The sequence below is a fragment of the Aeromonas sp. TECH754 genome, assembly GCF_056279295.1.
In genome coordinates this window covers 2,290,435-2,316,854 of the sequence record NZ_JBWBRA010000001.1, presented here as the reverse complement: position 1 = coordinate 2,316,854, position 26,420 = coordinate 2,290,435, and the positions used below count along the sequence as shown (strand labels likewise).

At 61.7% G+C, this 26,420-nt stretch carries 19 protein-coding genes and 1 pseudogene; 10 read left to right on the top strand and 10 right to left on the bottom strand.

What is annotated here, in order from left to right:
• The first annotated feature begins 11 nt into the window (after positions 1-11).
• From ACZ9IL_RS10145 to tyrA, 5 genes are all read left to right on the top strand, one after another.
• Positions 12-770, top strand: coding sequence for a DeoR/GlpR family transcriptional regulator (locus ACZ9IL_RS10145; RefSeq protein WP_476003403.1), 759 nt, complete (start codon positions 12-14; stop codon positions 768-770).
• Between the two features lie 332 nt (positions 771-1,102).
• Positions 1,103-2,587: a glycerol-3-phosphate dehydrogenase gene (glpD, locus tag ACZ9IL_RS10140; protein ID WP_476003402.1), complete on the top strand. Its 1,485-nt coding sequence runs from the start codon at positions 1,103-1,105 to the stop codon at positions 2,585-2,587.
• Positions 2,588-2,702: 115 nt separating this feature from the next.
• Positions 2,703-3,785: a glycerophosphodiester phosphodiesterase gene (glpQ, locus tag ACZ9IL_RS10135; RefSeq protein WP_476003401.1), complete on the top strand. Its 1,083-nt coding sequence runs from the start codon at positions 2,703-2,705 to the stop codon at positions 3,783-3,785.
• A gap of 341 nt (positions 3,786-4,126) precedes the next feature.
• Positions 4,127-5,200: a 3-deoxy-7-phosphoheptulonate synthase gene (locus ACZ9IL_RS10130; protein WP_476003400.1), complete on the top strand. Its 1,074-nt coding sequence runs from the start codon at positions 4,127-4,129 to the stop codon at positions 5,198-5,200.
• A 129-nt stretch (positions 5,201-5,329) separates the two neighbouring features.
• Positions 5,330-6,469, top strand: a complete 1,140-nt coding sequence (gene tyrA / locus ACZ9IL_RS10125) for a bifunctional chorismate mutase/prephenate dehydrogenase (RefSeq protein ID WP_476003399.1) — start codon at positions 5,330-5,332, stop codon at positions 6,467-6,469.
• A 120-nt stretch (positions 6,470-6,589) separates the two neighbouring features.
• On the opposite strand, the gene hdfR is transcribed toward tyrA, so the two are convergent.
• The 10 genes and pseudogenes from hdfR to ACZ9IL_RS10075 form a co-directional block, all read right to left on the bottom strand.
• Entirely contained in the window at positions 6,590-7,465 is an 876-nt protein-coding gene (gene hdfR, locus ACZ9IL_RS10120) for an HTH-type transcriptional regulator HdfR (RefSeq protein ID WP_476003398.1), read from the bottom strand.
• Positions 7,465-7,827, bottom strand: coding sequence for a MaoP family protein (locus ACZ9IL_RS10115; RefSeq protein ID WP_476003397.1), 363 nt, complete (start codon positions 7,825-7,827; stop codon positions 7,465-7,467). The genes hdfR and ACZ9IL_RS10115 overlap by 1 nt, the downstream gene beginning before the upstream one ends.
• A gap of 293 nt (positions 7,828-8,120) precedes the next feature.
• Complete coding sequence (gene eco / locus ACZ9IL_RS10110; protein ID WP_476003396.1) at positions 8,121-8,603, bottom strand: serine protease inhibitor ecotin; 483 nt, start codon at positions 8,601-8,603, stop codon at positions 8,121-8,123.
• Between the two features lie 190 nt (positions 8,604-8,793).
• Positions 8,794-9,351, bottom strand: a complete 558-nt coding sequence (locus tag ACZ9IL_RS10105) for an Lcl C-terminal domain-containing protein (protein ID WP_476003395.1) — start codon at positions 9,349-9,351, stop codon at positions 8,794-8,796.
• A complete protein-coding gene (locus ACZ9IL_RS10100) occupies positions 9,348-10,706 on the bottom strand; it encodes an Lcl C-terminal domain-containing protein (RefSeq protein ID WP_476005337.1) in 1,359 nt (452 codons plus the stop codon). The genes ACZ9IL_RS10105 and ACZ9IL_RS10100 overlap by 4 nt, the downstream gene beginning before the upstream one ends.
• Before the next feature lie 79 nt (positions 10,707-10,785).
• Entirely contained in the window at positions 10,786-13,200 is a 2,415-nt protein-coding gene (locus ACZ9IL_RS10095; RefSeq protein ID WP_476003394.1) for a proprotein convertase P-domain-containing protein, read from the bottom strand.
• Positions 13,201-13,235: 35 nt separating this feature from the next.
• Entirely contained in the window at positions 13,236-15,275 is a 2,040-nt protein-coding gene (locus ACZ9IL_RS10090; RefSeq protein ID WP_476003393.1) for a prolyl oligopeptidase family serine peptidase, read from the bottom strand.
• Positions 15,275-17,440: a TonB-dependent hemoglobin/transferrin/lactoferrin family receptor gene (locus ACZ9IL_RS10085; RefSeq protein ID WP_476003392.1), complete on the bottom strand. Its 2,166-nt coding sequence runs from the start codon at positions 17,438-17,440 to the stop codon at positions 15,275-15,277. The genes ACZ9IL_RS10090 and ACZ9IL_RS10085 overlap by 1 nt, the downstream gene beginning before the upstream one ends.
• Positions 17,441-17,723: 283 nt before the next feature.
• Positions 17,724-19,572 (bottom strand): annotated as a pseudogene (locus tag ACZ9IL_RS10080) (DUF3413 domain-containing protein).
• A 43-nt stretch (positions 19,573-19,615) separates the two neighbouring features.
• Complete coding sequence (locus ACZ9IL_RS10075; RefSeq protein ID WP_011705556.1) at positions 19,616-19,843, bottom strand: YejL family protein; 228 nt, start codon at positions 19,841-19,843, stop codon at positions 19,616-19,618.
• A 73-nt stretch (positions 19,844-19,916) separates the two neighbouring features.
• Between ACZ9IL_RS10075 and yejK the strand changes: the two genes are divergently transcribed.
• From yejK to ACZ9IL_RS10050, 5 genes are all read left to right on the top strand, one after another.
• Positions 19,917-20,966 (top strand): nucleoid-associated protein YejK, encoded by a 1,050-nt coding sequence (gene yejK / locus ACZ9IL_RS10070; RefSeq protein WP_476003391.1) that lies wholly within the window; start codon positions 19,917-19,919, stop codon positions 20,964-20,966.
• A gap of 395 nt (positions 20,967-21,361) precedes the next feature.
• Positions 21,362-22,543: a maltose/maltodextrin ABC transporter substrate-binding protein MalE gene (gene malE / locus ACZ9IL_RS10065; protein ID WP_476003390.1), complete on the top strand. Its 1,182-nt coding sequence runs from the start codon at positions 21,362-21,364 to the stop codon at positions 22,541-22,543.
• 75 nt (positions 22,544-22,618) lie between these two features.
• Entirely contained in the window at positions 22,619-24,268 is a 1,650-nt protein-coding gene (gene malF / locus ACZ9IL_RS10060; RefSeq protein WP_476003389.1) for a maltose ABC transporter permease MalF, read from the top strand.
• A gap of 11 nt (positions 24,269-24,279) precedes the next feature.
• Positions 24,280-25,170, top strand: coding sequence for a maltose ABC transporter permease MalG (malG, locus tag ACZ9IL_RS10055; RefSeq protein ID WP_476003388.1), 891 nt, complete (start codon positions 24,280-24,282; stop codon positions 25,168-25,170).
• A 69-nt stretch (positions 25,171-25,239) separates the two neighbouring features.
• Positions 25,240-26,376 (top strand): ABC transporter ATP-binding protein, encoded by a 1,137-nt coding sequence (locus ACZ9IL_RS10050; protein ID WP_476003387.1) that lies wholly within the window; start codon positions 25,240-25,242, stop codon positions 26,374-26,376.
• Positions 26,377-26,420 lie beyond the last annotated feature (44 nt).

Below are 26,420 nucleotides of genomic sequence, written 5' to 3'. Positions count from 1 at the left end.
GGAGTGCAAGCGTGAAGCAAACCCAACGACATCTGGAGATCCTGGACGTCCTGACGCGGCAGGGCTTCGTCTCGACCGACGATCTGGTGACCCATTTTGACGTCAGCCCCCAGACCATTCGCCGGGATCTGAACGATCTCGCCGAGCAGAACAAGATCCGGCGCCATCACGGCGGAGCCTCCCTGCATTCGAGTACCGTCAACACCGCCTACAGCGCCCGTAAAGTCATGCAGCTCAAGGAGAAGGAGCGCATCGCCCGCGAGGTGGCGGCCAACATTCCCGACGGCTCTTCGCTGTTCATCGACATCGGCACCACCACCGAGGCCATCGCCCGCGCCCTGCTCGATCACCGTGAGCTGCGCATCGTCACCAACAACCTGAACGTCGCCAGCATCCTCACCGCCAAGGATGACTTCACCGTCATCATCGCCGGTGGCGAGATCCGCAACCGGGATGGCGGCATCGTCGGGGAAGCGACCCGTGACTTCATCGGTCAGTTCCGCATGGATTATGGCGTCATCGGCATCTCGGGCATCGACAACGACGGCTCCCTGCTCGATTTCGATTACCACGAGGTGAAGATTGCCCAGGCCATCATGGCCCACTCCCGTCAGATATTCCTGGCCGCCGACCACACCAAGTTCGGCCGCAATGCCATGGTCAACCTCGGCAACATCGGCCAGATCCACGCCCTGTTCACCGACGAGGCGCCGCCGGAGCGGCTGATGCGGCTGATGTCCCAGCATCAGATCGCCTGCCACGTCTGCTGAGCCCCTAAAACTGCGCCAGCACAGGCCGCCCCCGGGCGGCCGCTTCTTTCCTGCCCCTTCAGCCTTCCTCCACTCAGTACATTTCTCCGTCCTCTATAAGCTCTTTGCTGCGGCGCCTTGGCATGCTGGCTGCGTCCGGCAGGTCCGATCTCTTGTCCGCAGCGGCCGCCGTTGACGCCGGGATCACCGACTGGCAGCATTTTTAGCATTGTCGGAACAATCGCGATCACATTCTCATCATAAAATGTTCGTTTATCATTTTTTCATGTTCTAATATGAGCGAAATCAAACATTGCCTCTATTGCAGGCACAAAATAAGAAAGTAGGTGAACATGAGCGAACATTATGATCTGGTCGTCGTCGGCGGCGGCATCAACGGGGTCGGCATTGCGGCGGATGCGGCGGGGCGGGGGCTGAAGGTGGCGTTGTTCGAGGCACAGGATCTCGCCTCGGCCACCTCTTCCAACTCCAGCAAGCTGATCCACGGCGGGCTGCGCTACCTCGAGCATTACGAATTCCGGCTGGTGAAAGAGGCGCTGGCGGAGCGGGAGGTGTTGCTCGGCATGGCCCCGCACATCGCCCGTCCCATGCGCTTTCGCTTGCCCCATCGCCCGCACCTGCGTCCGGCCTGGATGATCCGTGCCGGCCTGTTCCTCTACGACAATCTGGCCAAGCGCGACAAACTCAAAGGCAGCTGCGGCGTACGCTTCCTGCCGCAAGATGGGCTGAAAAGCGGCATCAACAGGGGCTTCGAATACTCGGATGCCTGGGTCGATGACGCCCGTCTGGTGGTGCTCAACGCCATGATGGCCCGTGACAAGGGGGCCGAGGTACAGACCCGCACCCGCTGCATCAAGGCGGTGCGCGGCTCCAAGCACTGGACCCTGACCCTGGAGCGAGCCGGCGGCGAGCAGTTCAGCGTCACCTGCCGTGGCCTGGTCAATGCGGCCGGCCCCTGGGTCAAGACCTTCTACGACGAGAGCCTGCACGAGCAATCTCCCCGCGGGATCCGCCTCATCAAGGGTAGCCACATCATAGTGCCGCGCATTCATGAGCGCGAAGAGGCATATATCCTGCAAAACGAGGACAACCGCATCGTCTTCGTCATCCCCTACCAGCAGGATTACTCCCTGATCGGTACCACGGACGTGGAACACAAGGGCTCCCCGCGCGAGGCCAAGATCAGCGGCGCCGAGATCGAGTACCTGTGCAAGGTGGTCAATGGGCACTTCAACCGCCAGATAGCCCCCTCCGAAGTGATCTGGACCTATGCCGGGGTGCGCCCGCTGTGCGATGACGAGTCAGATTCCCCCCAGGCGGTGACCCGCGACTACACCCTCGAACTCAGTGGCGAATCCGACGGCGCGCCGCTGCTGTCGGTGTTTGGCGGCAAGCTCACCACCTACCGCAAGCTGGCCCAGGCCGCCTGCAACAAGCTCAAACCCTGGTTCAACCAGATGGGAGAAGACTGGACCGCCAGCAGCCGGTTGCCCGGCGGCGAGTTCGACTGCACCACCGCCGAGCTGGCCCGCGCCTATCGGCTCGAGTTCGACTGGCTGGATGAGCGCAGCGCCCGCCGCATCGCCGAGGCGTACGGCAGTCATGCCCGTCTCTGGCTGCACGACGATCGTGGTCAGCACTTTGGTGCCGGTCTGTACGAATCCGAAGTGCGCTATCTGCTGAACCGCGAGTGGGCCCATTCCCTGGAAGACATCTTGTGGCGCCGCAGCAAGCTGGGGCTGCGCCTGTCCCAGATCGAGCAGCAACAGTTGCAAGCCTGGCTGGATCAACATCAGGCCTTGCCCAAGGCAAGCTGATGAAGAAGGCGGGCGGCCCTGGTCGCCCGCCGTAAATCTGCAATAAACCTCTGCTATAACAACAGCCTACATTCAAGCCGAAATAATAAACGGCACAATAACAAGAGCACGAACCATGAACAAACTCCCTCTCTCCCTGGTGGCCCTCGGCCTCGGGGCCGCACTCGCATTGCCCACCCTTGCCGCCGACGAAGGCAAGATAGTGATCGCCCACCGCGGCGCCTCCGGTTATCTGCCCGAACATACCCTGGCGTCCAAGGCGCTGGCCTACGGCATGGGGGCCGATTACCTAGAGCAGGATCTGGTGATGACCAAGGATGACCAGCTGGTGGTGATGCACGATCACTTCCTCGACGGCATCACCGACGTGGCCGAGCGCTTCCCCGGCCGGGCCCGGCCGGATGGCCGCTACTATGTGGTGGATTTCACCCTGGCCGAGGTGCGCTCACTGCGCATGACGGAGCCGTTCCAGCTGGTGGATGGCAAGCAGGTGCCCGTCTACCCGGCGCGCTTCCCGCTGTGGCAATCCCGCTTCGAGATCCACACCTTCCAGGAGGAGATCGAGATGATCCAGGGGCTCAACAAGAGCACCGGCAAGCAGATTGGCATCTACCCGGAGATCAAGGCGCCCTGGCTGTTCCGCCACGAGGGCAAGGACATCTCCAGCGCCGTGCTCAAGGTGCTCAAGCAGTACGGCTACACCAGCAAGGAGAGCAGGATCTACCTGCAGAGCTTCGATGCCGACGAACTCAAACGCATCGATACCGAGTTGATGCCCGCCATGGGGATGGACTTGAAGCTGGTGCAGCTGATGGCCGAGACCGACTGGCACGAGACCATGGTCTACGACGCCAGGGGCAAGGCGACTCCCTATGACTACGACTGGATGTTCAAGCCGGGGGCCATGAAGATCATTGCCAGCTATGCCGACGGCATAGGTCCCTGGAAGCCGATGGTGGTGACCGAGCCGGGCACCCTGGGCAAGCCGGTGATCACCGGCATGGTCAAGGAGGCGCACGCCGCCGGCCTGAAAGTGCATCCCTATACCTTCCGCCAGGATCAGGGGCAGATCCCGGCCTATGCGAAAGACTTCACCGACTTGCTCAACATCTTCCTCTATCAGGCGGAGGTGGACGGGGTGTTCAGCGACTTCCCGGACAAGGCGGTCGAGGCGATCAAGGCGCACGGCAAGGCATAAAACAAGAAAAGAGAGTACGGGAACATAAGCGGGGCCGGGTGCCCCGCTTTTTTATGTCCGGGAAAGGGGAGAGATGTCAGCGACCCATTCAATGCCCTTGTATGTAAGTTTATGTTTACGATATTTTGTTCTTCGGAGGGGGCAGTCGCCCGATTTTATGGCCTTCCAGGTTGATAGGGTGGTCGTTTATTCACCTATTGAGCCGTTTCACCGCTGGTTTCACTTGATTGTTTGTTTTTCCTTGGTAAGGTGAGGGCGGTTGCGTAACAAAGTGCTGACTGGTGTAAACAATAAGATACACTCGGCGCGATTGGCTTAAATACAGTAGAGAGAATGAGAAAATGCACAGAGATCCCCTGAACAACATCCATATCCAGTCCGAACGAGTGATGATCACGCCTGCCCAGCTCAAGGAGAAGTTACCCATCTCCGAGCGTGCGCTGGCTTTCGTGCAAGGGGCTCGCACCACCATCGCCGACATCATCCACCGTCGTGATCACCGCCTGCTGGTGATCTGTGGACCCTGCTCCATCCACGACATGGACGCCGCCAAAGAGTACGCAACCAGACTCAAAGCGCTGCATGATGCCTACCAGGATTCTCTCTACATTGTCATGCGGGTCTACTTTGAGAAGCCACGCACCACGGTCGGCTGGAAGGGCTTTATCAACGATCCCAATCTCGACGGCACCTTCGACGTGGAGCTGGGGCTGCACCGTGCCCGCGAGTTGCTCTGCTGGCTGGCCGAGCTGGAGTTGCCGCTCGCGACCGAGGCCTTGGACCCCATCAGCCCCCAATACCTAGCTGAGCTGTTCTCCTGGTCGGCCATCGGCGCCCGTACCACCGAATCCCAGACCCACAGGGAGATGGCATCCGGCCTCTCCATGCCGGTCGGCTTCAAAAACGGCACCGACGGCAACCTCGGTACCGCCATCAATGCGCTGCAGGCGGCCTCCAGCCCCCATGCTTTCATGGGCATCAACCAGCAGGGTCAGGTTGCCTTGCTGCAGACCCAGGGCAACCCGGATGGCCACGTGATCCTGCGCGGCGGCAAGCACCCGAACTACGACTCGGTCAATGTGTCCCTGGCGGAAGAGGCGCTGGAGAAGGCGGGTCTGCTGCCCGGTCTGGTGGTGGATTGCAGCCACGGCAACTCCAGCAAGGATCACCGCCTGCAACCCAAGGTGGCGGACAACGTCATCCACCAGATCCAGGAGGGCAACCGCTCCATCATAGGGGTGATGCTCGAATCCAACCTGCTGGAGGGCAACCAGTCCAGCGAGCAGCCCAAGGCGCAGATGCGCTACGGGGTTTCCATCACCGATGCCTGCATCGACTGGGACACCACCGCCGACTTGCTGGCCCGCTGCCATCGTCAGCTGGCGACGCCACTTCAGGGCAGAACCGCGTCTTAAGCCGTGGTATCTTGTCATCATCTGGAGCAGGAGGGCGCCACGGCCAATGGCGGTGGCGCCCTCCTGACATCTGTTGCAATCGATTGAATCACGAGGCGTCGCTGCCAGCGGCGCCAGCAAGGATTGGACATGGCTGAAGAATTGAATGCCCTCAGGGACAAGATTGATGCGGTGGACAGGCAGCTGATCGATCTGCTGGCCGAGCGCCTGGCCCTGGTGGGGGAAGTGGGCGAGGTGAAGAGCCGGCACGGCCTGCCCATCTATGCGCCGGATCGGGAGGCGAGCATGCTGGCTCGTCGCCGGGACGAGGCTGAATCCCTCGGGGTGCCCGGGGATCTGATCGAGGATGTGCTGCGCCGGGTGATGCGTGAATCCTATATTCTGGAGTCGACCAGCGACAAGGAGCACCACTTCAAGTGCATGAAACCGACCCTTGGCAAGGTGGTGATCATCGGTGGCCAGGGCCAGCTTGGCCGACTGTTCGGCCAGCTGTTCAGCCTGTCTGGCTATAAGGTCGCGACGCTCGAGCAGGAAGATTGGCCGCGCGCCGACGCGATCCTGGCCGGGGCCGGGCTGGTGATGGTGGCGGTGCCCATTGATGTCACCTGCCAGGTCATCGATCGGCTCGGTGGATTGCCTGCCGATTGCCTGCTGGTGGATGTCACCAGCGTGAAGAACGAGCCGCTGGCCCACATGCTGGCGGTACACAAGGGGCCGGTGCTGGGGCTGCACCCCATGTTCGGGCCGGACGTGGCGAGCCTCGCCAAACAGGTGATCGTCTGCTGCCAGGGCCGGAGCCCGGGCGCCAGCGAGTGGCTGCTGGAGCAGATGACCATCTGGGGGGCGCGTCTGCAACAGGTGGAGGCCAAAGCCCACGACGAGGCCATGACCTTCATCCAGGCGCTGCGCCACTTCGCCACCTTCGCCTACGGCTGGCACCTCTCCCGGGAGCAGGCCAATCTGGACCGGTTGCTGAACTTGAGCTCCCCCATCTACCGGCTGGAGCTCGCCATGGTGGGACGGCTGTTTGCCCAGGATCCGCACCTCTATGCCGACATCATACTGTCGTCGCCCGAGAACCTGGCGATGATCCGCCGCTACTACCAGAACTTCGGCGAGGTGCTGGGGATATTGGAGCAGGGGGACAGGGCGGGCTTCATCGACGCCTTCGAGCAGGTCTCCGGCTTCTTCGGCGAACGGGCGGACGAGTTCCTGCGCGAGAGCCGCATGTTGCTGGCGCAGGCCAACGACCGCCGACAACACGGCTGAGGTTGAATCTCATCCATACAAAAGGGGCCTTTGGGCCCCTTTTTCGTTGTTGTTGCTCTGCTTTGTGCAAATCCAGTAGTGAAAGACGCAGGTAAAATGCCATCTTGGCAGCCGCTTGCTTTACTCGAGCGACGGCAGTCGCAGCTCGGCCTCATCCCAGCCCAGCGGCAGGGTCAGCAGCTGATCGATGAGCTCCCGGCGATCGGATTTCTCCAGATAGGCGAGGTAGAGCGGGCGGCTCAGCGGCTGCCCCCCGTCCACCAGGTGCAGTTTGCCCTGCTCGAGGAAGGGGCTCACCATCCGCCGCGGCAGATAGGCGGCGCCGCCGTTGGACAGCACGAACTGCAGCGCCATGCTGGCGGAGCTCGAATGCAGCACGGGTGTCTTCTGCAGGCTCTGCAAGCGGCTGGATGGGGGCTCGAAACTGGTGCCCCAATCGAGGTGAATGTGCGGCATCTGCATCAGGCTGTCGGCATTGGCGGCACTGTCCCTACTCACCAGCACGAACACCAGCTCACCGATGGGGTGCAGGGCGATCTCGTCGATCTTGGTCGGCTCCGAGAGCAGGGCGAGATCGAGGGAGCGCTCTAGCAACTGGCGGCACAGGTGCTCGCGCGAGGCGGTTTCGAGCCGCACAGCTAGGCCGGGAGCCAGTGCATAGACGTGATTGAGCCAGTCGTTGAAATCGAGCTCCCAGAACACCGCGGGGGCGCCGATGGCGAGCTGCTGGCTGAAACCGGGGGAGAGGGCCACGTCCTGCTTGGCGCGGCCCAGGGTGTGCAAGATAGCGTCTGCGTAGGGCAGCAGGCGCTCACCGGAGGCGGTCAGGCGGATGTTGTTGCGATGGCGGGCAAACAGGCTGACCCCGAGTTGCTGCTCAAGCTGGCGGATCCGAAAGCTCACCGCCGACTGGGTCAGGTAGAGATTCTCGGCAGCCCGGCCAAAGTGCCGGGTCTTGCTGACCTCGATGAAGGTCCGAAGCAGCTCGGTATCCATTAATCGAGAGACTCGTCGCTGCCACCGCCGCCACCGCTGCTTTCAAAGCTGCCGCCCATGTCTTCGTTGGCGCCACCGGCGACGGTGCACAGACGATGCACGCGCTTGGGACCAATCACCTTCAGATACTTGAACCACACCTTGGCATGGGGGTTGCTACCGGCGGCGCCAGACTTGACCTGCTCGATGAAGGCAGTCTCGACCTCATCGCGCGGCGCCTGGATGCCCTGATAGAGCGCCAGCATGACGGTACCATATTTTTCCAGACTGTCCGCTTCGGCTACGGTGAATTCGCCGCTGCGACGCAGGCCACGGGGAAAATGTTTGAAGTCATTGAAACGCTTGTCTGATTCGAAGCTCATAGTGCTCTTGTTCTGGTTAGTTTGACCTTTGCGGGCAAGTATCATCAGGCCGTCGCAGAGTGCAAAATCAATTTTTTTACTATGTTAATAAATATATTTCATCGAACTGGGTTTGGCTTATCCCGAGCCGGAATTTTGCGGTGAGTGCCACAAAAAAGCCTGAAAAATAGTGGAGTTATGTCAGCTTCTGTAAAGGAAATCGCAGCAATTGCACGAGGAAAAGTCAAAAAACAAGGCGCCATGTGGCGCCTTGTTTGAATGTTCATGAACCGCAGTACCGGAGCGTTCGATGCTTATTCGATCATGGCTGGCTGAGCGAGGTTGTCGGCACGCCACAGACGATAGCGCACTTCATACTCTTGCGGCACATAGATGACGAACGGCAGCTTGGAGTTGTAGTTCACGAAGAAGCCCTGACCGTAGATCTGGACGAAGGTGTCTTTCTTCTGGCCATCCGGGCAGGCCATCAGGGTGCTGACGGGACCGGAGACCTGGCCCAGGGTCAGGTAGTTGTAACCCCAGCCCTTGACGCTGTGTTGTTCCAGGTTGCCGGCGAAGCGCGGCAGATTGCAGTCGACCAGCATCTTCTTGCCGACTTGCAGCTCGACCATCATGTCGGCTTCGTTCTCGACTTCCGGCAGACGGATCACGACACGTTCCTGGCTCACTTCGGCGGCGGGGAACATGCTGATATCAAATTTTTTCGGTTCGGCGGCGAAGGCATGGCCACCCAATAACAAGGCGCCCAGCAGGCTAAAACGCAATACGGTTTTCATCTGTACCTCATGGGATTGCTTCAACGCCGCTAGACTAACCGCTCTGCCGTTTTCATGCCAGCGCTGCGGGGCGCAAAACCTGCCGTGACCGGCACACAATGACGTAATTTGATGCTTTTTTGACGAGATGCCTCACAAATCGGCCCCCGCAGGCGACAGGGCAGGGGCCATGAGGCCCCCACCCAGGCCATCAACGCACCAGCAACACCTGCTTGGCCCAGGCGCTGGGGGCCCTGAAGCCGACAGCACCGCTGGTAATGTCCATGTAGGCCACCGTCTTGCCCGCCGGGAAGGGCGTGGAGGACCAGAGATAGACATAGCCGTCGTTCACCTCTTTCCCGTCACCGGCCATGGCGCGGGGGAAGATGGTCTCATTCAGTGCGGGCTTGTAGCAGGCGGACTCCAGCACGCTGGTCAACTCCTTGATGGTGGGCAGGCGCCAGTCGTGGTGGCCACCGAAACCATGGAGGGCGTGGTTGGGCTCGGTGCGGATCCGCTCGGCGGTCAGCAGCGCCTGTTGCCAGTAGAGACGGGTGGGTTCACCGTGGCAGCTGTCATTCTGCCAGGTCTGGCCCAGCTGGCAGCGCATCCAGGTCAGGCCGGAGGCCCGGTCGGTCACGGTGCCGTTGCCGTGATCGAGGAAGCGGGAGCTGGGGCTGGTCCTGGGCAGGCTGTCGTCGCAGATGGCAATGGCCAGTGCCAGCGGGCTGCACAGGCTGAGCAGCAGGGTCAGGAGATACTTGTTCATCGGGCTACCTCGGCCACCAGGCGCAATTGTATGGCATTGATTTCATCTTTGTTTTGGACGGCATAGGGGTAATCGGTACCCGCGTCCTCCCCCAGGAACAGGGGGCCCATGACTGCGATAGGAACACTCTCGAGACGCCGGGACGGGGTCAGGGTCTGGGTCCAGTAGCTGCCATCGTAGTCACCGTTGGAGGGGCCAACGTCGGGGAAGTAGCGCACATCCATGCTGACTATCTGGCCATCCTGCTGATTGAGAGAGCCAAAATGCTGCAGGCTCATCAGCTCCTGGGCGTGGGGCAGGCGCCAGCTCTGGATGCCGCATAACTGCTGGGCGTTGAGCCATTGGCGGTAGTCTTCCGTGGAGCAGATGTCCTCCCCCTCCGGGCAGGCATAATCCCGCTCAGCTTGCCCTGGGTGATAGTTGCCAAATTCCCAGGCGAAGACGCGGTGCAGGTCCCGCGGGCTGTCCGGGTCATCCAGCTTCTTCTCCCATACCAGGCCGGTGTTGAGATCCTCCACGCAGTCCCACTGGCTGGCATCGTCCGGCAGCGGCTGCCCCTTGCCGCCGAGCTTGCGATAGCGCAGGGGCTGCTGCTTGAGGCTCGCCTCCTGGCCAGGGTGATCGGCGGGCTCGCTGGTCAGCAGATAGTCCACCCCGTCGCTGTAGGTGGTGACACCGCTGCTGGTGATCAGCGCTCGTGGCTGCTGTTGCAGCAGCACGGCGCTGAGCCTGGCTTGCAGGCTCAGCAACTCGGGACTGTTGGCAAAGTGCTGGCCGAGCTCGGGCAACAGGGTGACGAGACCCTGCCAGATCTGGCGCTGGCGTTCATCGGCGGAGAGTCCTGGCAGGGTGCCGGCGTCATCGAGGGCGGCCAGCGCCAGCTCGCCGAGGGCCTGGTTGAAGGCTCCCAGCTGATTCAGGGCGTCGAGATCCTGGCCGGGCTGAAGCGGGGCCAGGGCCAGCAGCAGTTCGGCCAGTGCCTGGGCCGGCGGGATCCCGTCGCCGATGCGGGTCTGCAACAGGCTGCTCAAGGGGGTGGGGGCGAGGCTCTGCCCATCGAGGCGCGCCGCCGGATGGGTCAGGGTCAGGGCGGCCGTGTCCCTTGGGATGAACAGCAAGGGGCTGGTCAGCAGGCTGGGAGAGTTGCCGCTCAGCTGACGGGCACCGGCGGCGCCACTGACCTCGGGCTCGCCGGCGTCGCAGCTGTCGTTCTGGTTGAGGTTGACGCACAGGGTGCCCGCCTGGGGCAGGGTGACCGTCAGGCGATAATCCGGCGCCGCCAGTGGCGCCTCATCCGTGCTGCCGCCACCGCAGGCGGTGAGCAGGGGGGCCAGCAAACAGGCCAGCGGGGTCATTCTCATCTTCATTTATTGTCCTTGGAGGGGCCGAGGGCCCCTCGCTGTGTTTAACCATCAATAGTGCTGTGGTGGTGTCTCAGCCACGGCGAACCAGGCGTCGCCAGAGGGCGAACGGCAGCAGCCAGAGCAGGTTGAGGCTGCCGCCACCGCTGCTGTCCGAGGTGTTGAAGTGGATGATGCCGTCATCCGGTTGCGCCACGGGCTCGCCACATTGGGCGCCGGTGCGCTGGCTGATGCTCCAGCCATTGAGGCGACCCTGCTTGCCGGGGGCGTTGTCCACCACTTCCAGGGTCCACTGACCGGCGAGCGGCTCACCGATGAACTGACTCAGTGATTGCAAGGGTTGCAGCTCGGTCGGGAAGACCCCCTTGAGGCGCGGCAGCAGGCTGTAGCCCTTGTCCCAGATCTGGACCCGGGTGCCCGAGGGGGAGTTGAGCCAGATCTCCAGCTCATCCAGCGCCTCGTGTTGCAGATCCAGGTTCAGTTGCAACTGCTCGCTCACCCGGGCCTGGGTCTTCTCCAGCAGCAGGCTGGCCTGGCTCAACCCTTTCTCCTCCGCGCTCTGCGCATCCTTGAGGGTCAGGGCCTGGCCGTTGGCCCGGCTGATGATGGGGGTCCCGATGGGCAGGGTCAGTTGCTGTTGCCATTGACGCTCGCTCGGGCTGGCGCCGGTCAGGGCGAGATTGACGGGGAGGCTCACCACATCGCCGCAGGCAAGCGGACTCTGGGCCAGCAATCGCAGGGTGGTGCTCATGCTGGCGCCGGCCGCCAGGGTGCTGGCCTGCCACTCGTAGGGGTCGGCCTGCAGGCCCGTCGGCAGCGTCAGGCTCAGCTCGTGCAGGGTCACGGGAACCTGGCCCGGGTTGCTCAGGCTGAGCACCACGGACTGGCGCTGACCCAGCTCGATGGCGCTGCCATCGGCCAGTGCCAGGTTGACCGGGGCCTGCAACAGGCCGTGCTGGCGGAATGCCTGCTCCAGGTGGCGGCCATAGTGGCGCGCCGGGTAGAGCCGCTCGGCGGTATCCACCGTCAGGCGGGCGAGCTGCGGCATGCGGATGGCCGGACCCAGGCCAAAGTGGGACTCGATGACGAGGCGATCGAACTCATCCCGCGCCACCTCTCCGTACTCGGCGACCGAGGCCAGCAGGGCCTGGAACAGCGGCGTGCCCCACAGCTGATCCCCGTTGCTGCCGTTGACGGTGCGGTGGGCCGGGTAGTTGTAGTCCGGGTGGTAGCGGGCACGCAGATCGTCCAGCTGGCGCGGAGTGCGGTCGGTGAAGCGGGCATCCCAGTTGAAGACCAGGGCCGGCTCGAAGTTGCGGCCGGCCTCGCTGCGCTGGCGGTGGCTGGCGGCCAGATAGTCGCTGAAGCCCTCGCCGATGGCGCCCCAATCCGCCTCGTCACCGAGATCCGGCACTATGTGGTGCTGCACCGCGTGGCCGAACTCGTGCCAGACCACCATGGGATCCTCGGCATCGGGCACGCCGCTGCGACCCAGCTCCAGCCTGCGCTCGAACGGATCGTAGAGGGAGTTGTCCTGATAGCCCGCATCGGTGTCGATGTCGAGGGCGCCGGGGATGAGGTCGGTGAAGCCCAGCGCCTTGATATGGCGCTGGGCCAAGTCCAGATGGTAGTAGGCATTGATGTCGGCAAAGCCGGAATCGTCCCGGGTCAGGCGAAATGCCTGGGGGTTATCGGCGCGGTAGGGATCCATGGTGGGCGCCATGGCATCCACCACCCGGGCGTTGGGGCCGCTCAGCACATAGTCGCTGCCCTGCAGACTGACCGGCAGGGCCACCCTGTCCTGATAGGCGGTCTCGGCGAGCACCAGGGACTCATGCCAGACCAGGCTGGCGTCTTGCAACTGGGTGCGGGGATCCGGGTCAAATACCCGGGCCAGTACGGAGTGGTCCCCCGCATCGGGGGTGAAGGGCGCCGCCGTGGTGGCCGCGTCCATCCAGCGGCCCAGCTCCTGGCTGCCGTCACAGCTGGCGAACAGCTGGACATAGGATGCCTTGGCGTTGCCATCCTTGTGCTCGCGCACCCGCTGGCGCAGGGCCGGTACCAGGGTCTCGCCATCGCGCCAGTACCAGGCTTCGACTGGTCCCAGCGTACCTATGTCGGCACCGGCATCCCGCAGGCTGGTGAGCAGGGGATCCAGATTGCTGTTGGGATCACAACCGGGCTCAGCGCTCTGCAGGGATCGCAGGTTGTGATAGAGGCGCCAGGGTTTGCCGGTCGGAGCGATGCTGACGGCGGCCTGGGTGGTGGCCACCGGCAGGCCGTTGACCAGCTGATGGAAGCTATAGTGGTGGCCGAGCAGGCTGGCCTTGTCGTAGTCGGGGACCAGGGTCACGCCGAGGCGGCTCTCCAGCCAGGTTTGCGGCGTGGTGGTGAGTGGCGCCGCATCGACGTAGATCAGCTCGGCGGCCTGCAGGGGCTGGGCGAGCAGCGTCGCCGCCAGCCAGAGGGCCAGGGATGAGGGTTTCATGGATGACTCCAAGGCAGAAAGAGTGAGAGGTGGCATCAGTGGTTGACCCCGGCAAGGGTGAGCAGGAAGGCATATTCCTGCGCTGCGCGCAGCTGCGCCGTACGAGGATTGGCGAGGTGGCCGCCGTCGAGCTCGGTCCGAAGCAGATAAGGGCCCTTGCCTGTGCTGTGGGCCCGCAGGCGGGCCATCCATTTGAGCGGCTCCCAGTAGGGGACCTGACTGTCATGGAGTCCTGCCGTCACATAAAGTGGCGGGTAGGGGGCTGCGTGCAGGTTGTCATAGGGGCTGAGTCGGCGCATGGCAGCATAATCGGCGGTGTTGGCCGGGTTGCCCCACTCCGCGTACTCCTGACGGGTGAGCGGCAGCTCGGGATCCATCATGGTGCCGAGCATGTCGACGAAGGGCACCTGCAGCACGGCGCCGGCGAAGCGAGTCGGCGCCTGATTGAGGGCCGCCGCCACCAGCAGCCCGCCGGCGCTGCCGCCCATGGCAAACAGCCGGGCGGGATCGATGGCGGGATCCCGGGCCAGGGTGTCGGCCACCGCCAGGAAGTCATCCACGCTGTGCTGCTTGCGCTGGCCGCGGCCGTCCAGATACCAGGCCTCTCCCAGCATGCCGCCACCGCGCACGTGGGCAATGGCGTAGACGAAGCCGCGATCCAGCAGGCTCAGCACCTGGGACTGGTAGTAGGGGCGCATGGGGGTGCCGTAGGCGCCATAGCCATAGAGCAGCAGCGCCTTGGGTTGGGTGATGTCCTTGCGCCAGACCAGGGAGACCGGCACCCGTACCCCGTCCTTGCTCTGCACCCAGCGCCGCTCGCTCTGGTAGGGAGAGGCCTGGGCCGGCTGGTCGCCGGTGAGCCAGGCGCCCGAGTCCAGATCCAGCCAGCGCTGATGCGGGGCCTCGGCCATGCCCTGACGGCGGATGAGGACGCGCTTGCTCGCGGGATCCTGGGCGCCCTGGATCCAGGCCGTGCCCGCCCCCTCGGTGAGCGGCAGGCTGTGCGCCAGCCTGCCTTCGGCGTCCAGCACATCGAGCCAGTCGTCCCCCTCCTTGCGGTATTGCAGCACGGTGTGATCGGCAAACAGGCGCCACTTCTCGAGGCTGCGATCCTGCCCCGACCAGAGCGGCTGCCAGGGCTGACGGCCCGCTTCGGCCAGGCTGGTCGCCTGGTAGAGGCCGAGCTCTCCATCCTGGTTGCTCTTGATCAGCACCCGATCGCCCAGGGTATCCAGGTAGTACTCGATCCCGGGCTGGCGAGCCTTGACGAGGGCGGCTTGCCCGTCATCCAGCAGATATTGCTCGGCGCTGTCGTGGTTGTTGCTCTGCAGGATCAGATGGCGCTTGTCCGTGGTGCGATAGAGGCCGAGCAGCCAGGCGTCGTCAACCTCCTGATACAGCAGCCTTTCTTTGCCCGCTTGCCAGGCCCACAGCTGCCAGGGACGCAGGGTGCGGCGCTCGTTGGCGAGGGTGTAGAGCGTCTTGCCATCCAGACTCCAGAGCAGATCGCTGGCTCGATGTTGCAGGGTCGCGATGGTGTCGCCGCTCTCCAGATCCAGCAGGCTGATGCGATAGTCCCGATCGCCCCGGCTGTCTTCGGCCAGGGCGAGCAGGCGTCCGTCGGGGTGCAGGGACCAGCCAGCCAGCTCGTAGTAGCCAGATGCCGGTTGGCGGGGAGCCAGCCGCTGGCGGGGCTGGGCCCGCTCATCGCTGCGCTGCCACAGGCTGCCATCTGCCGTCATGCGCCACTGGCTGCCCGCCTGAGTCAGCCACTCCTCTGGCATGGGGTCGCCGCGCTCCCGGCTCTGCCACTCGGCTTGCAGCTTGTCTGCCAGAGGCTGCTGGCCGGCGAGCTGCTGCTCGGTCCAGCGATTCTGCTCGCGCAGCAGGGTCAGCAGCGCGGGGGTGCTGCGGCTGTCGTCGCGCCAGCCGCCATAGGGATCGAAGCGGGCGATGTCCCCCTTGTACACCAGTGGGCGTTCGGGGATGAGGGGCGCCGTCGCTGGTGTCCCCTCAGGCAGAGGGGAGGGCGCCGGGGTGGCCAGCAGACTGGCCAGGATAAGAAGAGCGTGCATCAGATCCCCACGAAGGTGTAGCGCAGGCTGGCACTCAGGGTGCGGCCGCTCTGGGTGAAGAGGGAGGCATCGGTACCGGCTTCCAGCCCGGCCACATCCTGATAGCGGGTGTAGCGGGTGTCGAACAGGTTATCGAGCTTGAGGTTGACCTTGAGGGCATCGGTGACCAGCCAGTCGGCAGTCAGGGCCATGCTGAACCAGCCGGCGCTGGTGAGGCAGTCGTCCTGGCTGCTGGTCAGGCTGTTGCCGCAGGTGGGCACCCGGTTCATGGCGGCGGCGTAATCCGCCTGCACCCCGAAGCTCCAGTCGTTGGCCTGGTAGCTCAGGCGGGTGTTGCCCTCGAGCGGGGTCAGGGTGCGTAGCGCCTCGCCCTGGCTGTCTTCCCCATCGACCCAGCCAAGCTTGGTGGCGACTTCCCATTCCTGGGTCAGCCAGTAGCTGGCGGCGATTTCCGCCCCCCAGGTCTCGGCCTTGGCCACGTTGCGGTATTGGCGCAGGATGACGCCGTCTCGCAGCCGCAGCCCGACTTCGCGCCAGTCGATGAAGTTGTAGTAGCGGTTGTAGAACAGGGCCGGTTTGATGCTCCAGTTCTCCCCCTCGCCGCTGAGCCCCCACTCGAAGCTGTGGCTGGTCTCTTCCTGCAGCTCGGTATTGGCGATGATCTCGAACGGTGGCAGGGCAAAGTAGTGGGGGATGTTGCCGTACACCTTGTCATAGGAGGGGGCACGGAAACCGTTGGCATAGCTGAGCCAGCTGCGCCACTGCTCGTCGAAGCGGTAACTGGCGGATAGGCTCGGGGAGATGTGCCAGCTGTGGTTCTCGCCGTTGCTGCCATCGAGCGGCTGCAGCCACTGGTGATCCATGCGAAGGGTGGGAGTGAATTGCCACTGACCCAGGGTTGCCACATCGCTCAGCCAGACGCCGGCGCGGTCGGTGCGGGCCCGGCTGAAGGGGGCGGACTGCTGGGGCTGGGGCACGGCGGCCTCGAGACTCAGTTTTTCCACCGGCCGCTCGTGGGTGGTGCGCTCCAGCTCGACGCCGTAGCTCAACTTGTGGGCTATGTCGCCGGTGGTCAGATCACGGCGTACATCCAGCTCGGTGCCGGCTCTGTCCTCGGTGAAGGTGGCGAGCTCGCGTTCGCTGCGATAACGGGGATAGCCGCTCAACAGGTCGTTTTGCAGCAGGTTGCGCTTGTTGGCGGTGTTCTTGGCGTGGCTGCCATAGAGGCTCCAGGTAAAGCCGTCCGCCAGCAGGGCGTCGAGGCTGCGCGCCTCCCAGCTCAGCTTGCCGCCCTGGGTCTTTTGCGATGCATCCTCGCGGTACTGGCGCACCTGCCACTTGCCGTCGGGCTGGGGCACTTCGCGCGGCCCCTGATCCCGCTGGGCGTTGTCCTCGAAGTAGTCGAGTTCGAGGCGCAGCAGGTGGTGTTCATTCAAGTCGAAACGGGAGCTGGTGGAGGCGCTGAGACCGTCGAGATCGGCCGGGATGCGGCTCTCGTCGTAGTTGGCGGTCTCGTGCCCCTGCCAGCCGGAGACGCGCAGCAGGTGCTCGGTGTCCCACACCCTGGCGGCGCCGGTCGCGCTCAGCTTCTGCTTGTCGCTGCTGCCATCGTGCAGGATCTTGCTGCTCAGATAGGCATCCTGACCCTGCAGGTAGTCTTCCGGTTGCTTGGTGCTGATGACGATGGTACCGCCGATGGCGTCTGAGCCATGGAGGGAGGAGCCGGCGCCCTTGGCGACCTCGATCTGCTTGACGTCATCGAGGTCGAAGCTGAAGCGGCCCACCTTGTCGTTGAGGTCGTCGGCGCCGAAGCCGTCGCTGACCCTGACCCCGTCCTTGATGATCAACACCCGGTTGCCGCCCATGCCACGAATGATGACGTTCTGCGGCCGGCCTGCGGAGCCGGTCACCGAGACGCCGGGCTCATTCTTGAACACGTCGGTGAGTTCGGTGGCGACCTGACGCTCCAGATCCTCCTCGGTGATGACGGTGATGGAGCCCGACACGTCGGACAACTTCTGCTCTATGCGCTGGCCCTTGACCACTATGGTCTCGCGCGCCTTGAGCTCGGGGTTCATCTCGGTTGAGTCGATCCTGGCCGGATCGCTGGCGGCCAAGGCTGTGCCGGACAGCAGCATGGGCCAGTAGTGCAGTAGTCTTTTCATTGTTGATAATGATTATTATTTAAGCCTGAAGGGCGCGGATTATTGCAGATGAATCCTTTCAGTTCAACGATTGATAATCATTATCATTTTGTTTTTATGATCTTGATCAGACTGACTTTTTTGATTGATGCATCATTAGCGGAAGGGATGTGTTTGCGGATCCTGAGGGCTGCGCAGGAGGAAGGGGAGGCGATGACGAGGGCATTTTCTCGGCGGCAGAGGGAGTCTTGAGACAATAAAAAGCCCGCCTGGGAGGCGGGCTTCAAGGGCTTGAACAAAGCCGTTATGGGGCGCGATAGAAGCGGTTGAGCTCGTTCATCACCTGGATCATGGCCCCCATGTCCGGGGTGCCGTGCTTGATGGGGCGATAGCTCTCGCGATCCAGCAGTTCAAAGTCACCCTGCTTGTTGAAGTGGGTGATGGTGTTGCCCTGATAGATGGCGAAGTCGTTCTGATCCCCCGCCAGCAACCAGCCGCGGGGGCTGTCGTCAAACAGGCTGCGGCCGATGCTGTAATCGCGGGGTGGGTTGCGCACTCCCAGCATGCCCTTCATCAGGGTCGGCACCAGATCCAGGTGGCTGCTCGCCTGCGGCTGCGGCTTGTTCTCGACATCCGGCCAGGCGAGCACCAGCGGCACCTGCACCTGATAGGGGGAGTAGTTGCTGCCATAGCCCCAACTGTTGCTCTGGGTTTCGTTAAACTCCTGGCCGTGATTGGAGGTGATGACGACGATGGTCTGCTCGCTCAGTCCCTGCTGCTGCAGTCGGGTCAGCATCTGTTCCAGCAGCTGATCGGTATAGAACACGGTGTTCTTGTAGCGATTCTCCAGCTTCTGCAGGTTCTCCGGCTGGTAGGCGGTGGCCGGGTTGAAGCGGGTCAGCTCCGGTTGGAAGGGACCCTTCACATTGGCGGGGCACCTGATAATCTCCCGGACTCGACAGGTAGACCAGGGAGAACCAGGGTCTGTCCGCCGAGCGTTTGCCGAGCCAGCCTTGCCAGTCCTCGATCAGCAGGCTGTCGTCGGTCTGCTGGGAGACGAACACCTGCTTGCGCAGGCCGGCGAGCAGACTCTGCTGGTATTGCTGGGCGTCTTCCAGTGCCCCAAACAGGCCGAACTGGTAGTCCTGGCGCAGCATCTCGTCGAACAGCACGGGTGGGCGCTTGTCGGTGCGGATGTCGCCATAATAGTGGCCAGGCAACCCGTAGAACAGGCTGAACATCCCCATCACATCGTCATTGCCGCCACTCATGTGGTTCTGGAAATTGAGATGGCTGTCCGCGTAACGCTGCAGATTGGGCATGTTGATGTTGTTGAGCATGTCGGCGCGCAGGGAGTCGACCACCACCACCAGCAGGTTCTTGTGCTCGGAAGGCGCGCTCACGCTCAGCGGACGCAGCGGATAGAGCAGCCGGTTCTCGGCGCTGCCCTGATCCTCGGCCCGTTTCTCATACTGCTCCAGATCCAGCCAGCCATGCTTGGCTAGGAAGCTTCTGGCGGTCATGGGGTAGGAGAGCGGGAAGTTGGCACGCTGCATGGTGATGGGCTGATACAGGGTTGCATCGGCCCAGCTGTTGACCAGGTGCGTCAGGACGAAGCAGACCAGCAGGGCCAGCCCGACCTGGTTACCGTACTGGCGGCGCTTGCGCTTGTTGATCTTGCGCCACACATAGGCCGACAGCAGCAACTGCAGCAGGAAGATGGTCGGCACCGCCACGAAGATGATGCTCCAGATCGAGCCCTCCTCGGTCTGGGCCTGATCCAGCAGCAACTGCCATACCTGACCGTTCAGGTGGAACTTGAACAGCTGGAATACCTGGGTGTCGATGAGCAGCAGCACCTGGGCCAGGGTGGCGATGAGGGCCGAGATGAAGCGCAGCGACCTCTCCCTGGGCAGCACGAAGCTCAGGGGGAAGATGGTCAGCAGGTAGGTGACGAAGCTCAGGAACGAGAAATGACCTATCCAGCTGATGATGAGATAGGTGATGCCGAGCGTGGTCGATGGCCAGCTGATGGAGCCCAGATATCGGGTCGCGATCAGCATGGCCAGAATGATGTTGAAGAAGGAGAACCAATGCCCCCAGGTGATCAGGCGAGAAACATTATCACGATAGGGGTTGCCGGTTTCGACCATAGTGATCCATCTGCTTGAAAAACATCAAAGAATGCGAAGAAACTCAGTGAGCATCGTGGCGATGATCCACCGAGGCGGTGAGCGCCTGGATGTACTTCTCGGTGATCGCCTGACGCTGGGCCGGGGCCATACCGTTGATGATATTGGTGGTCAGATTGCCAAGCACCATCAGGCTGAGATCCACCGGCGCCTTGTGTTTCTCGAGGGCGGTGATCAGATCGTTCATCAGGGCGTCAAACTGCTCGTTATTGTACTTTGATACGATGGGCATAATCTTGGGTTCATCTCGGTTCAAAGCGCCTTATAATACTTCACCCTTTCGGCTAACACTATGGCTTTGTGACATGAGTCTCGATATCGACAAGATCATTCTTCACTCCCTGCGGCCTGGCCACGATGGTCAACCCCACGCCGACACCCGCAGCCAGATCCTGCCTGCCGACGAGGCGGTACAAGGGCTGATGGCGGAGCTGCATCGCATCTACAACGGCAAGGGTGGCAAGGGGTTTGGTTTCTTTGCCGACCCCGAGGCGGCCGTCGCCGAACTTGCCGACGGCGAGGAGGCCCCGAAACAGCCTTCCCCCGCGTTTCGCATCGCCCTCGAGCAACTGCTTGGCGAGCAGACCGACTTCGTCCCCTTCTCGGTCAACATGACCCAGCTGCTGGTCAAGAACCTGGTGGAACACGCTCTGGATGAGCAGGGAGTGCTGCTGTTTGCCAAATACAACTTTGTCGGCGTCGATTATCTGATGATCGCCCTGCTGGAGGGCAAGGAGAGCGTCACCGTCAGCGAGGCGCTGGAGCTGCGCCATATCCAGTATCTGGATATCGGCAAACTCAATCTGGTGGCGCGCATCGACCTGACCGAGTGGAAAACCCAGCCTGATTCCCGCCGTTATATCACCTTCAGCAAGGGACGGGTCGGTCGCAAGCTGGGGGATTTCTTCATGGATTATCTGGGCGCCCGTGAGGGCATGGATGCCAAGGTGCAGAATAAGGGGCTGTTGCAGGCGGTGGATGATTATTGCGAGAGTCGTCAACTCGAGCCCGCCGAGCGCAATGATTACAAGAAACAGGTCTTCAAATATTGCACCGAGCAGGCCAGTGCCGGCGAGGAAATTGAAATAAAGGAGCTGTCGGCGGAATTGCCGGGGGAGGGCGATCTCGACTTCTACAGTTTCATCGGCCAGGAATATGAGCTCGAGGATCGCTTCCCGGCGGACAGATCCACCCTGCGCGGCCTGACCAAGTTCGTCGGCTCTGGCGGTGGCCTGACTCTGAGCTTCGAGCAGAAGTTGTTGAACAGCCGCGTGTTTTACGATCCGCAGACCGATACCCTGACCATCAGGGGCGTGCCGCCCAATCTCAAGGACCAACTGTTGCGCCAGTCATAATGTGATCCAGCCTTCAGTTTTAGCAAAAAGACACCAGGGTTAGCCCCGGTGTCTTTTTATTTATGGAGATGGAGCGCATCGAAACCTGCTAGGTACTTTGTTAACACATTGAACAGAATAATGGATGTGAAAGGGTTTTCAGTGGAGTGAAAGCCCTTTCATTGGTGTAATTTTATTTCTGTTTGGTAATTATTTTTCCATATTCAGCCAAAAATATGGCAATAATTCCCGATAAGTCGCTGAAATAAGAAAATGTTTTCAGAACTTTCTGGAAGAAAATACGTAATTGCATTTCAAAAATGCGAGGCATGTCATGTGAGGCATTGACGGCTTGGGATAATATTCATCTCGCACACAATGCTCTTACAGCGCGGAACTCATACAAGGAAAGGCTCATGAAAAAGAAATTGCTGTCATCCCTGATCGGTCTGGCTACCCTGGGTGTGGCTTGTTCAGCCACCGCCGCCATTGATGAAGGCCAGCTGACCATCTGGATCAACGGTGACAAGGGCTACAACGGCCTGGCCGAAGTAGGCAAGAAATTTGAAGCCGAGACCGGCATCAAGGTGACCGTCGCTCACCCGGATCAGGTCGAAGTGAAATTCCAGCAAGCCGCCGCTACCGGCAATGGTCCGGACATCTTCCTCTGGGCTCACGACCGTTACGGTGAGTGGGTCAAGGCCGGCCTGCTGGTGCCGGTTGCTCCGAACGCCGCCACCAAGGCCAAGTTTGAGCAGTTCGCCTGGGATGCCATGACTGTCGATGGCAAGACCTACGGCTACCCGGTTGCGGTAGAAGCCGTGAGCCTGATTTACAACAAGGATCTGCTGCCTGAGCCGCCGAAAACCTTCGAAGAGATCGCCAAGATTGACGAGACCCTGAAGAAGAACGGCAAGCGCGCCATCATGTGGGCTTATGACACCCCTTACTTCAGCTACCCGCTGGTGGCTGCCAACGGTGGTTATGCCTTCAAGAAGACCGCTACCGGTTATGACGTGAAAGACACCGGCGTGGCCAACGCGGGTGCCAAGGCCGGTGTCGGCTACATCTCCGAGATGATCAAGTCCGGTCACCTGGAGAAGGGCATCGACTACGGTGTCATGGATGCCAAGTTCAACAAGGGCGAAGTGGCCATGATGATCAACGGTCCCTGGGCCTGGAGCAACCTGGACAAGAGCGGCATCAAGTACGGTGTAGCCCCGCTGCCGACCCTGAATGGCAAGCCGGCCAAGGCCTTCGTTGGCGTGCTGGGCGCGACCATCAACGCCGCCAGCCCGAACAAGGATCTGGCGGTCGAGTTCCTCGAGAACTACCTGCTGACCGATGCCGGTCTGGCTCCGGTGAATGCCGACAAACCGCTGGGCGCCGTGGCGTTGAAGTCCTTCCAGAAGACCCTGGAATCCGACGCCAACATCAAGGCCACCATGCAAAACGCCCAGAATGGCGAGCCGATGCCGTCCGTGCCTGAGATGAGCCGTTTCTGGTCTTCCTTCGAAACAGCCCTCAAGAACGTCACCTCCGGCCGTCAGAGCGTTGACGAAGCCCTGGATACTGCTGCCAAGCGTATCGTTCAGTAAGCATGCACTACCCGGGAGGCCTTTTTGGCCTCCCACTCTCTCAAATTTCTCTTGGCGTAATAAAGGTTAATTGGCATGGAAGTAGTACCTTCTATCGAATCCTATGCCGGTCCGAAGGATAAGCACACCTGGCTTAAGTGGACCCTCGCTGCCCTGGTCGCCATCCTCAACGGCTATGCTGCCGTGATGATGTACGCCAGCGGTGAGTGGGTGTTCGCGCTGCTCGACCTGGTGGTGGTCTCCGTCGGTCTGTATGTCTTCATGAACAAGAAGACCTATGCCCACCGCTATATTTTCCCCGGTGTGGCTGGCATGGTTGTGTTCATCATCTTCCCTCTTGCCTACACGATCGGCATCGCCTTCACCAACTACTCGGGATCCAACTTGCTCTCTCTCGAGCAGGCGCGGGAATTCCATCTTAAAAAGATTTACAAGGTGGCGGGCGGTGAATTCGATTTCACTCTGCTGGGCGGTGAGAACAATCAGTTCCAGCTGTTGCTGCAACAGGATGATCACGCCTACATCAGCCAGCCCCTTACTCTGCTGAACAACAAGGCGCGTACCCTGGCCGTCCGTGAGGGCAGGATCCATAACGAGGCGCAGGTTGTCCAGTTGCAACCCCTGAACGGGGAATCCATCGGCCAGGCGGCACCCATTCGCGCCATCGTCGATCATCGTACTCATCTCAATGCGCTGGATCTGGTGCTGCCGGAAGGCAATGTCCACCTGACCATGAGCAGCCTGCGCAAGTTTGCGGCGCAAAAACCGCTCTACACCCAGCTGGTTGATGGCGCCGTGCTGCCGTCCGGCGTGGTGATCAAGGACAGCAACCTGCTGCGCGACAACCAGAGCGGCGAGCTGATGCTGCCCAATGGTGACACCGGCTTCTACCAGTACATCGATGCCAACGGCGAGTTCGTTGGCAAGGGCATGGCCCCCGGCTTCGTGGTGAGCGTGGGTTGGAAGAACTTTGTGCGGATCATGACAGACCCGGGTATCCAGGGTCCCTTCATGCAGATCTTCGTCTGGACCGTGATCTTCTCCGCCTGCTCCGTGTTCTTCACCCTTGCCATCGGCACCGTGATGGCCTGCCTGGTGCAGTGGGATCAGGTCAGGGGCCGCGGTTTCTACCGGGTCATGCTGATCCTGCCCTATGCCATACCGGCGTTCATCTCCATCCTGGTGTTCAAGGGCTTGTTCAACCAGAACTTCGGTGAGATCAACCTGTTCCTGGAAGCGGCATTCGGCATCAAGCCGGACTGGTATACCACCCCCTTCCTGGCCAAGATGATGATCCTCATCGTCAACACCTGGCTTGGTTACCCCTACATGATGATCCTCTGCATGGGGCTGCTCAAGGCCATCCCGGAAGATCTCTATGAGGCGTCCGCCATGGACGGCGCGGGTCCGGTGCAGAACTTCTTCAAGATCACGGTACCGCTGTTGATGAAGCCGCTGACCCCGCTGCTGATCGCATCCTTTGCCTTCAACTTCAACAACTTCGTGCTTATCCAGTTGTTGACCAACGGGGCGCCGGACATCATCGGCGCCAGTACCCCGGCCGGGACCACGGATCTGCTGGTGAACTATACCTACCGGATTGCGTTCCAGGGCTCGGGTGGTCAGGACTACGGTCTGGCCAGTGCCATCGCCACCGCCATCTTCCTGATCGTCGGCGCACTCGCACTGCTCAACCTGAAATTGTCCAAAGCGGACAAGCTGTAAGGAGCTTCCAAATGGCTATCGTACAACCCAAATCAGTCAAATACCGGGTGTGGGCAACCCACCTGGTCATGTGGTGCTTCCTCGCGCTGATCATCTTCCCGGTGATCATGGTCATCGCCATCTCGTTCCGTAACGGCAACTTCTCGGTGGGGGAGATCATCCCCTCCGATCCGACGCTGGATCACTGGAAGCTGGCGCTTGGCATGTCCATCACCAACGCCGATGGCAGCATCACGCCGCCGCCGTTCCCGGTGCTGACCTGGCTGTGGAACTCCATCAAGATCGCGGGCATCACCGCCCTGATGATAGTGGTGCTCTCCACCACCTGTGCCTATGCGTTTGCCCGCCTGCGTTTTCGTGGCAAGCAGACCATCCTGCAGGGCATGCTGATCTTCCAGATGTTCCCGGCGGTGCTGGCGCTGGTGGCCATCTATGCGCTGTTTAACAAGATTGGCGACTACATTCCCTGGCTGGGTCTGAACACCCACGGCGGCCTGATCCTGGCCTACATGGGCGGCATCGCGCTGCATGTGTGGACCATCAAGGGCTACTTCGAGACCATCGACTCCTCTCTGGAGGAGGCGGCGGCCATCGACGGCGCGACTCCGTGGCAGGCGTTCCGGCTGATCCTGCTGCCCCTGTCGGTGCCCATCCTGGCGGTGGTGTTCATTCTGGCCTTTATCGGCTCCATCACCGAGGTGCCTGTGGCCTCCATCCTGCTCTCGGATGTGAACAGCCTGACCCTGGCGGTCGGTGCCCAGCAATACCTCTATCCGCAGAACTATCTGTGGGGTGACTTCGCGGCCGCCGCCGTGCTGTCGGGCCTGCCCATCACCGTCGTCTTCCTGATGGCGCAGCGCTGGCTGGTTGGCGGTCTGACCGCGGGCGGCGTCAAGGGTTAATGTTTGTGGCCGGGGGAGTCCTCTCCCCCCGCTATCACGATTTGCAAAGATTCAAGAGCGGAGCTCGTCATGGCTGAAGTAGTACTCAACAACGTTCGCAAGAACTACGATCCGGCGGTCCACAAGGACACCCTGCGCAACATCAACCTGGCCATCAAGGAGGGCGAGTTCATTGTCTTCGTCGGTCCGTCCGGCTGCGGCAAGTCCACCCTGCTGCGGATGATCGCGGGTCTGGAAGACATCACCAGCGGCGAGCTGACCATCGGCGGCCGCTACATGAACGACGTGCCGCCGGTGGAGCGCAACGTGGGCATGGTGTTCCAGTCCTACGCCCTCTACCCGCACATGAACATCTACGAGAACATGGCCTTCGGCCTCAAGCTCAAGAAGATGGACAAGGAGAACATCCACAAGCGGGTGATGCGCGCCGCCGACATTCTCGGCCTGGAGCCGCTGCTCGACCGCAAGCCCAAGGCACTCTCCGGCGGCCAACGCCAGCGGGTGGCCATCGGTCGCTCCATCGTCCAGCAGCCTCAGGTATTCCTGTTCGATGAACCGCTGTCGAACCTGGACGCCGCGCTGCGGGTCAAGATGCGCATCGAGATCGCCAAGCTGCACAAGGAGCTCAACTCCACCATCATCTACGTGACCCACGATCAGGTGGAAGCCATGACCCTGGCCAACCGCATCGTGGTGCTGAGCCCGCTCAAGGGCGATGCCGAGTCCAACCTGGAGCAATTCGGTACGCCGCTCGAGCTCTATCACAACCCGGACAACAAGTTCGTGGCGGGCTTCATCGGTTCCCCCAAGATGAACTTCCTGGCGGGCGAGCTGCAGGAGATCGGGGAGCAGGAGTGCCTGGTCAAGCTCACCTCCGGCGACATGGTGCGGGTGCGGGTCGATGCCCGCCGCGGCGCGGTCGGTGACAAGGTGGAGCTGGGCATTCGCCCCGAGCATCTGGTGACCCTGGATCACCCCCACGCACACAGCAAGGTGACCGGTACCGTCCAGGTGGCCGAGCATCTGGGGGCCGAGTCCTTCGTCTACATGGATGTGAATGGTCACGACTTCACCGTCAAGGCCCACTCAGATATCGATGTGGCCACCGGCGAGCAGTACAGCGTCGGCATTCCGGCCGAGGCCTGCTACCTGTTCGATGCCAAGGAGCAAGCCTTCCCGCGCACGGCCAAATATATCCGCGCCTGATGGCGCAACGGTTTTTCGTTCTATTCAATGCCTTTTTGCCGGTC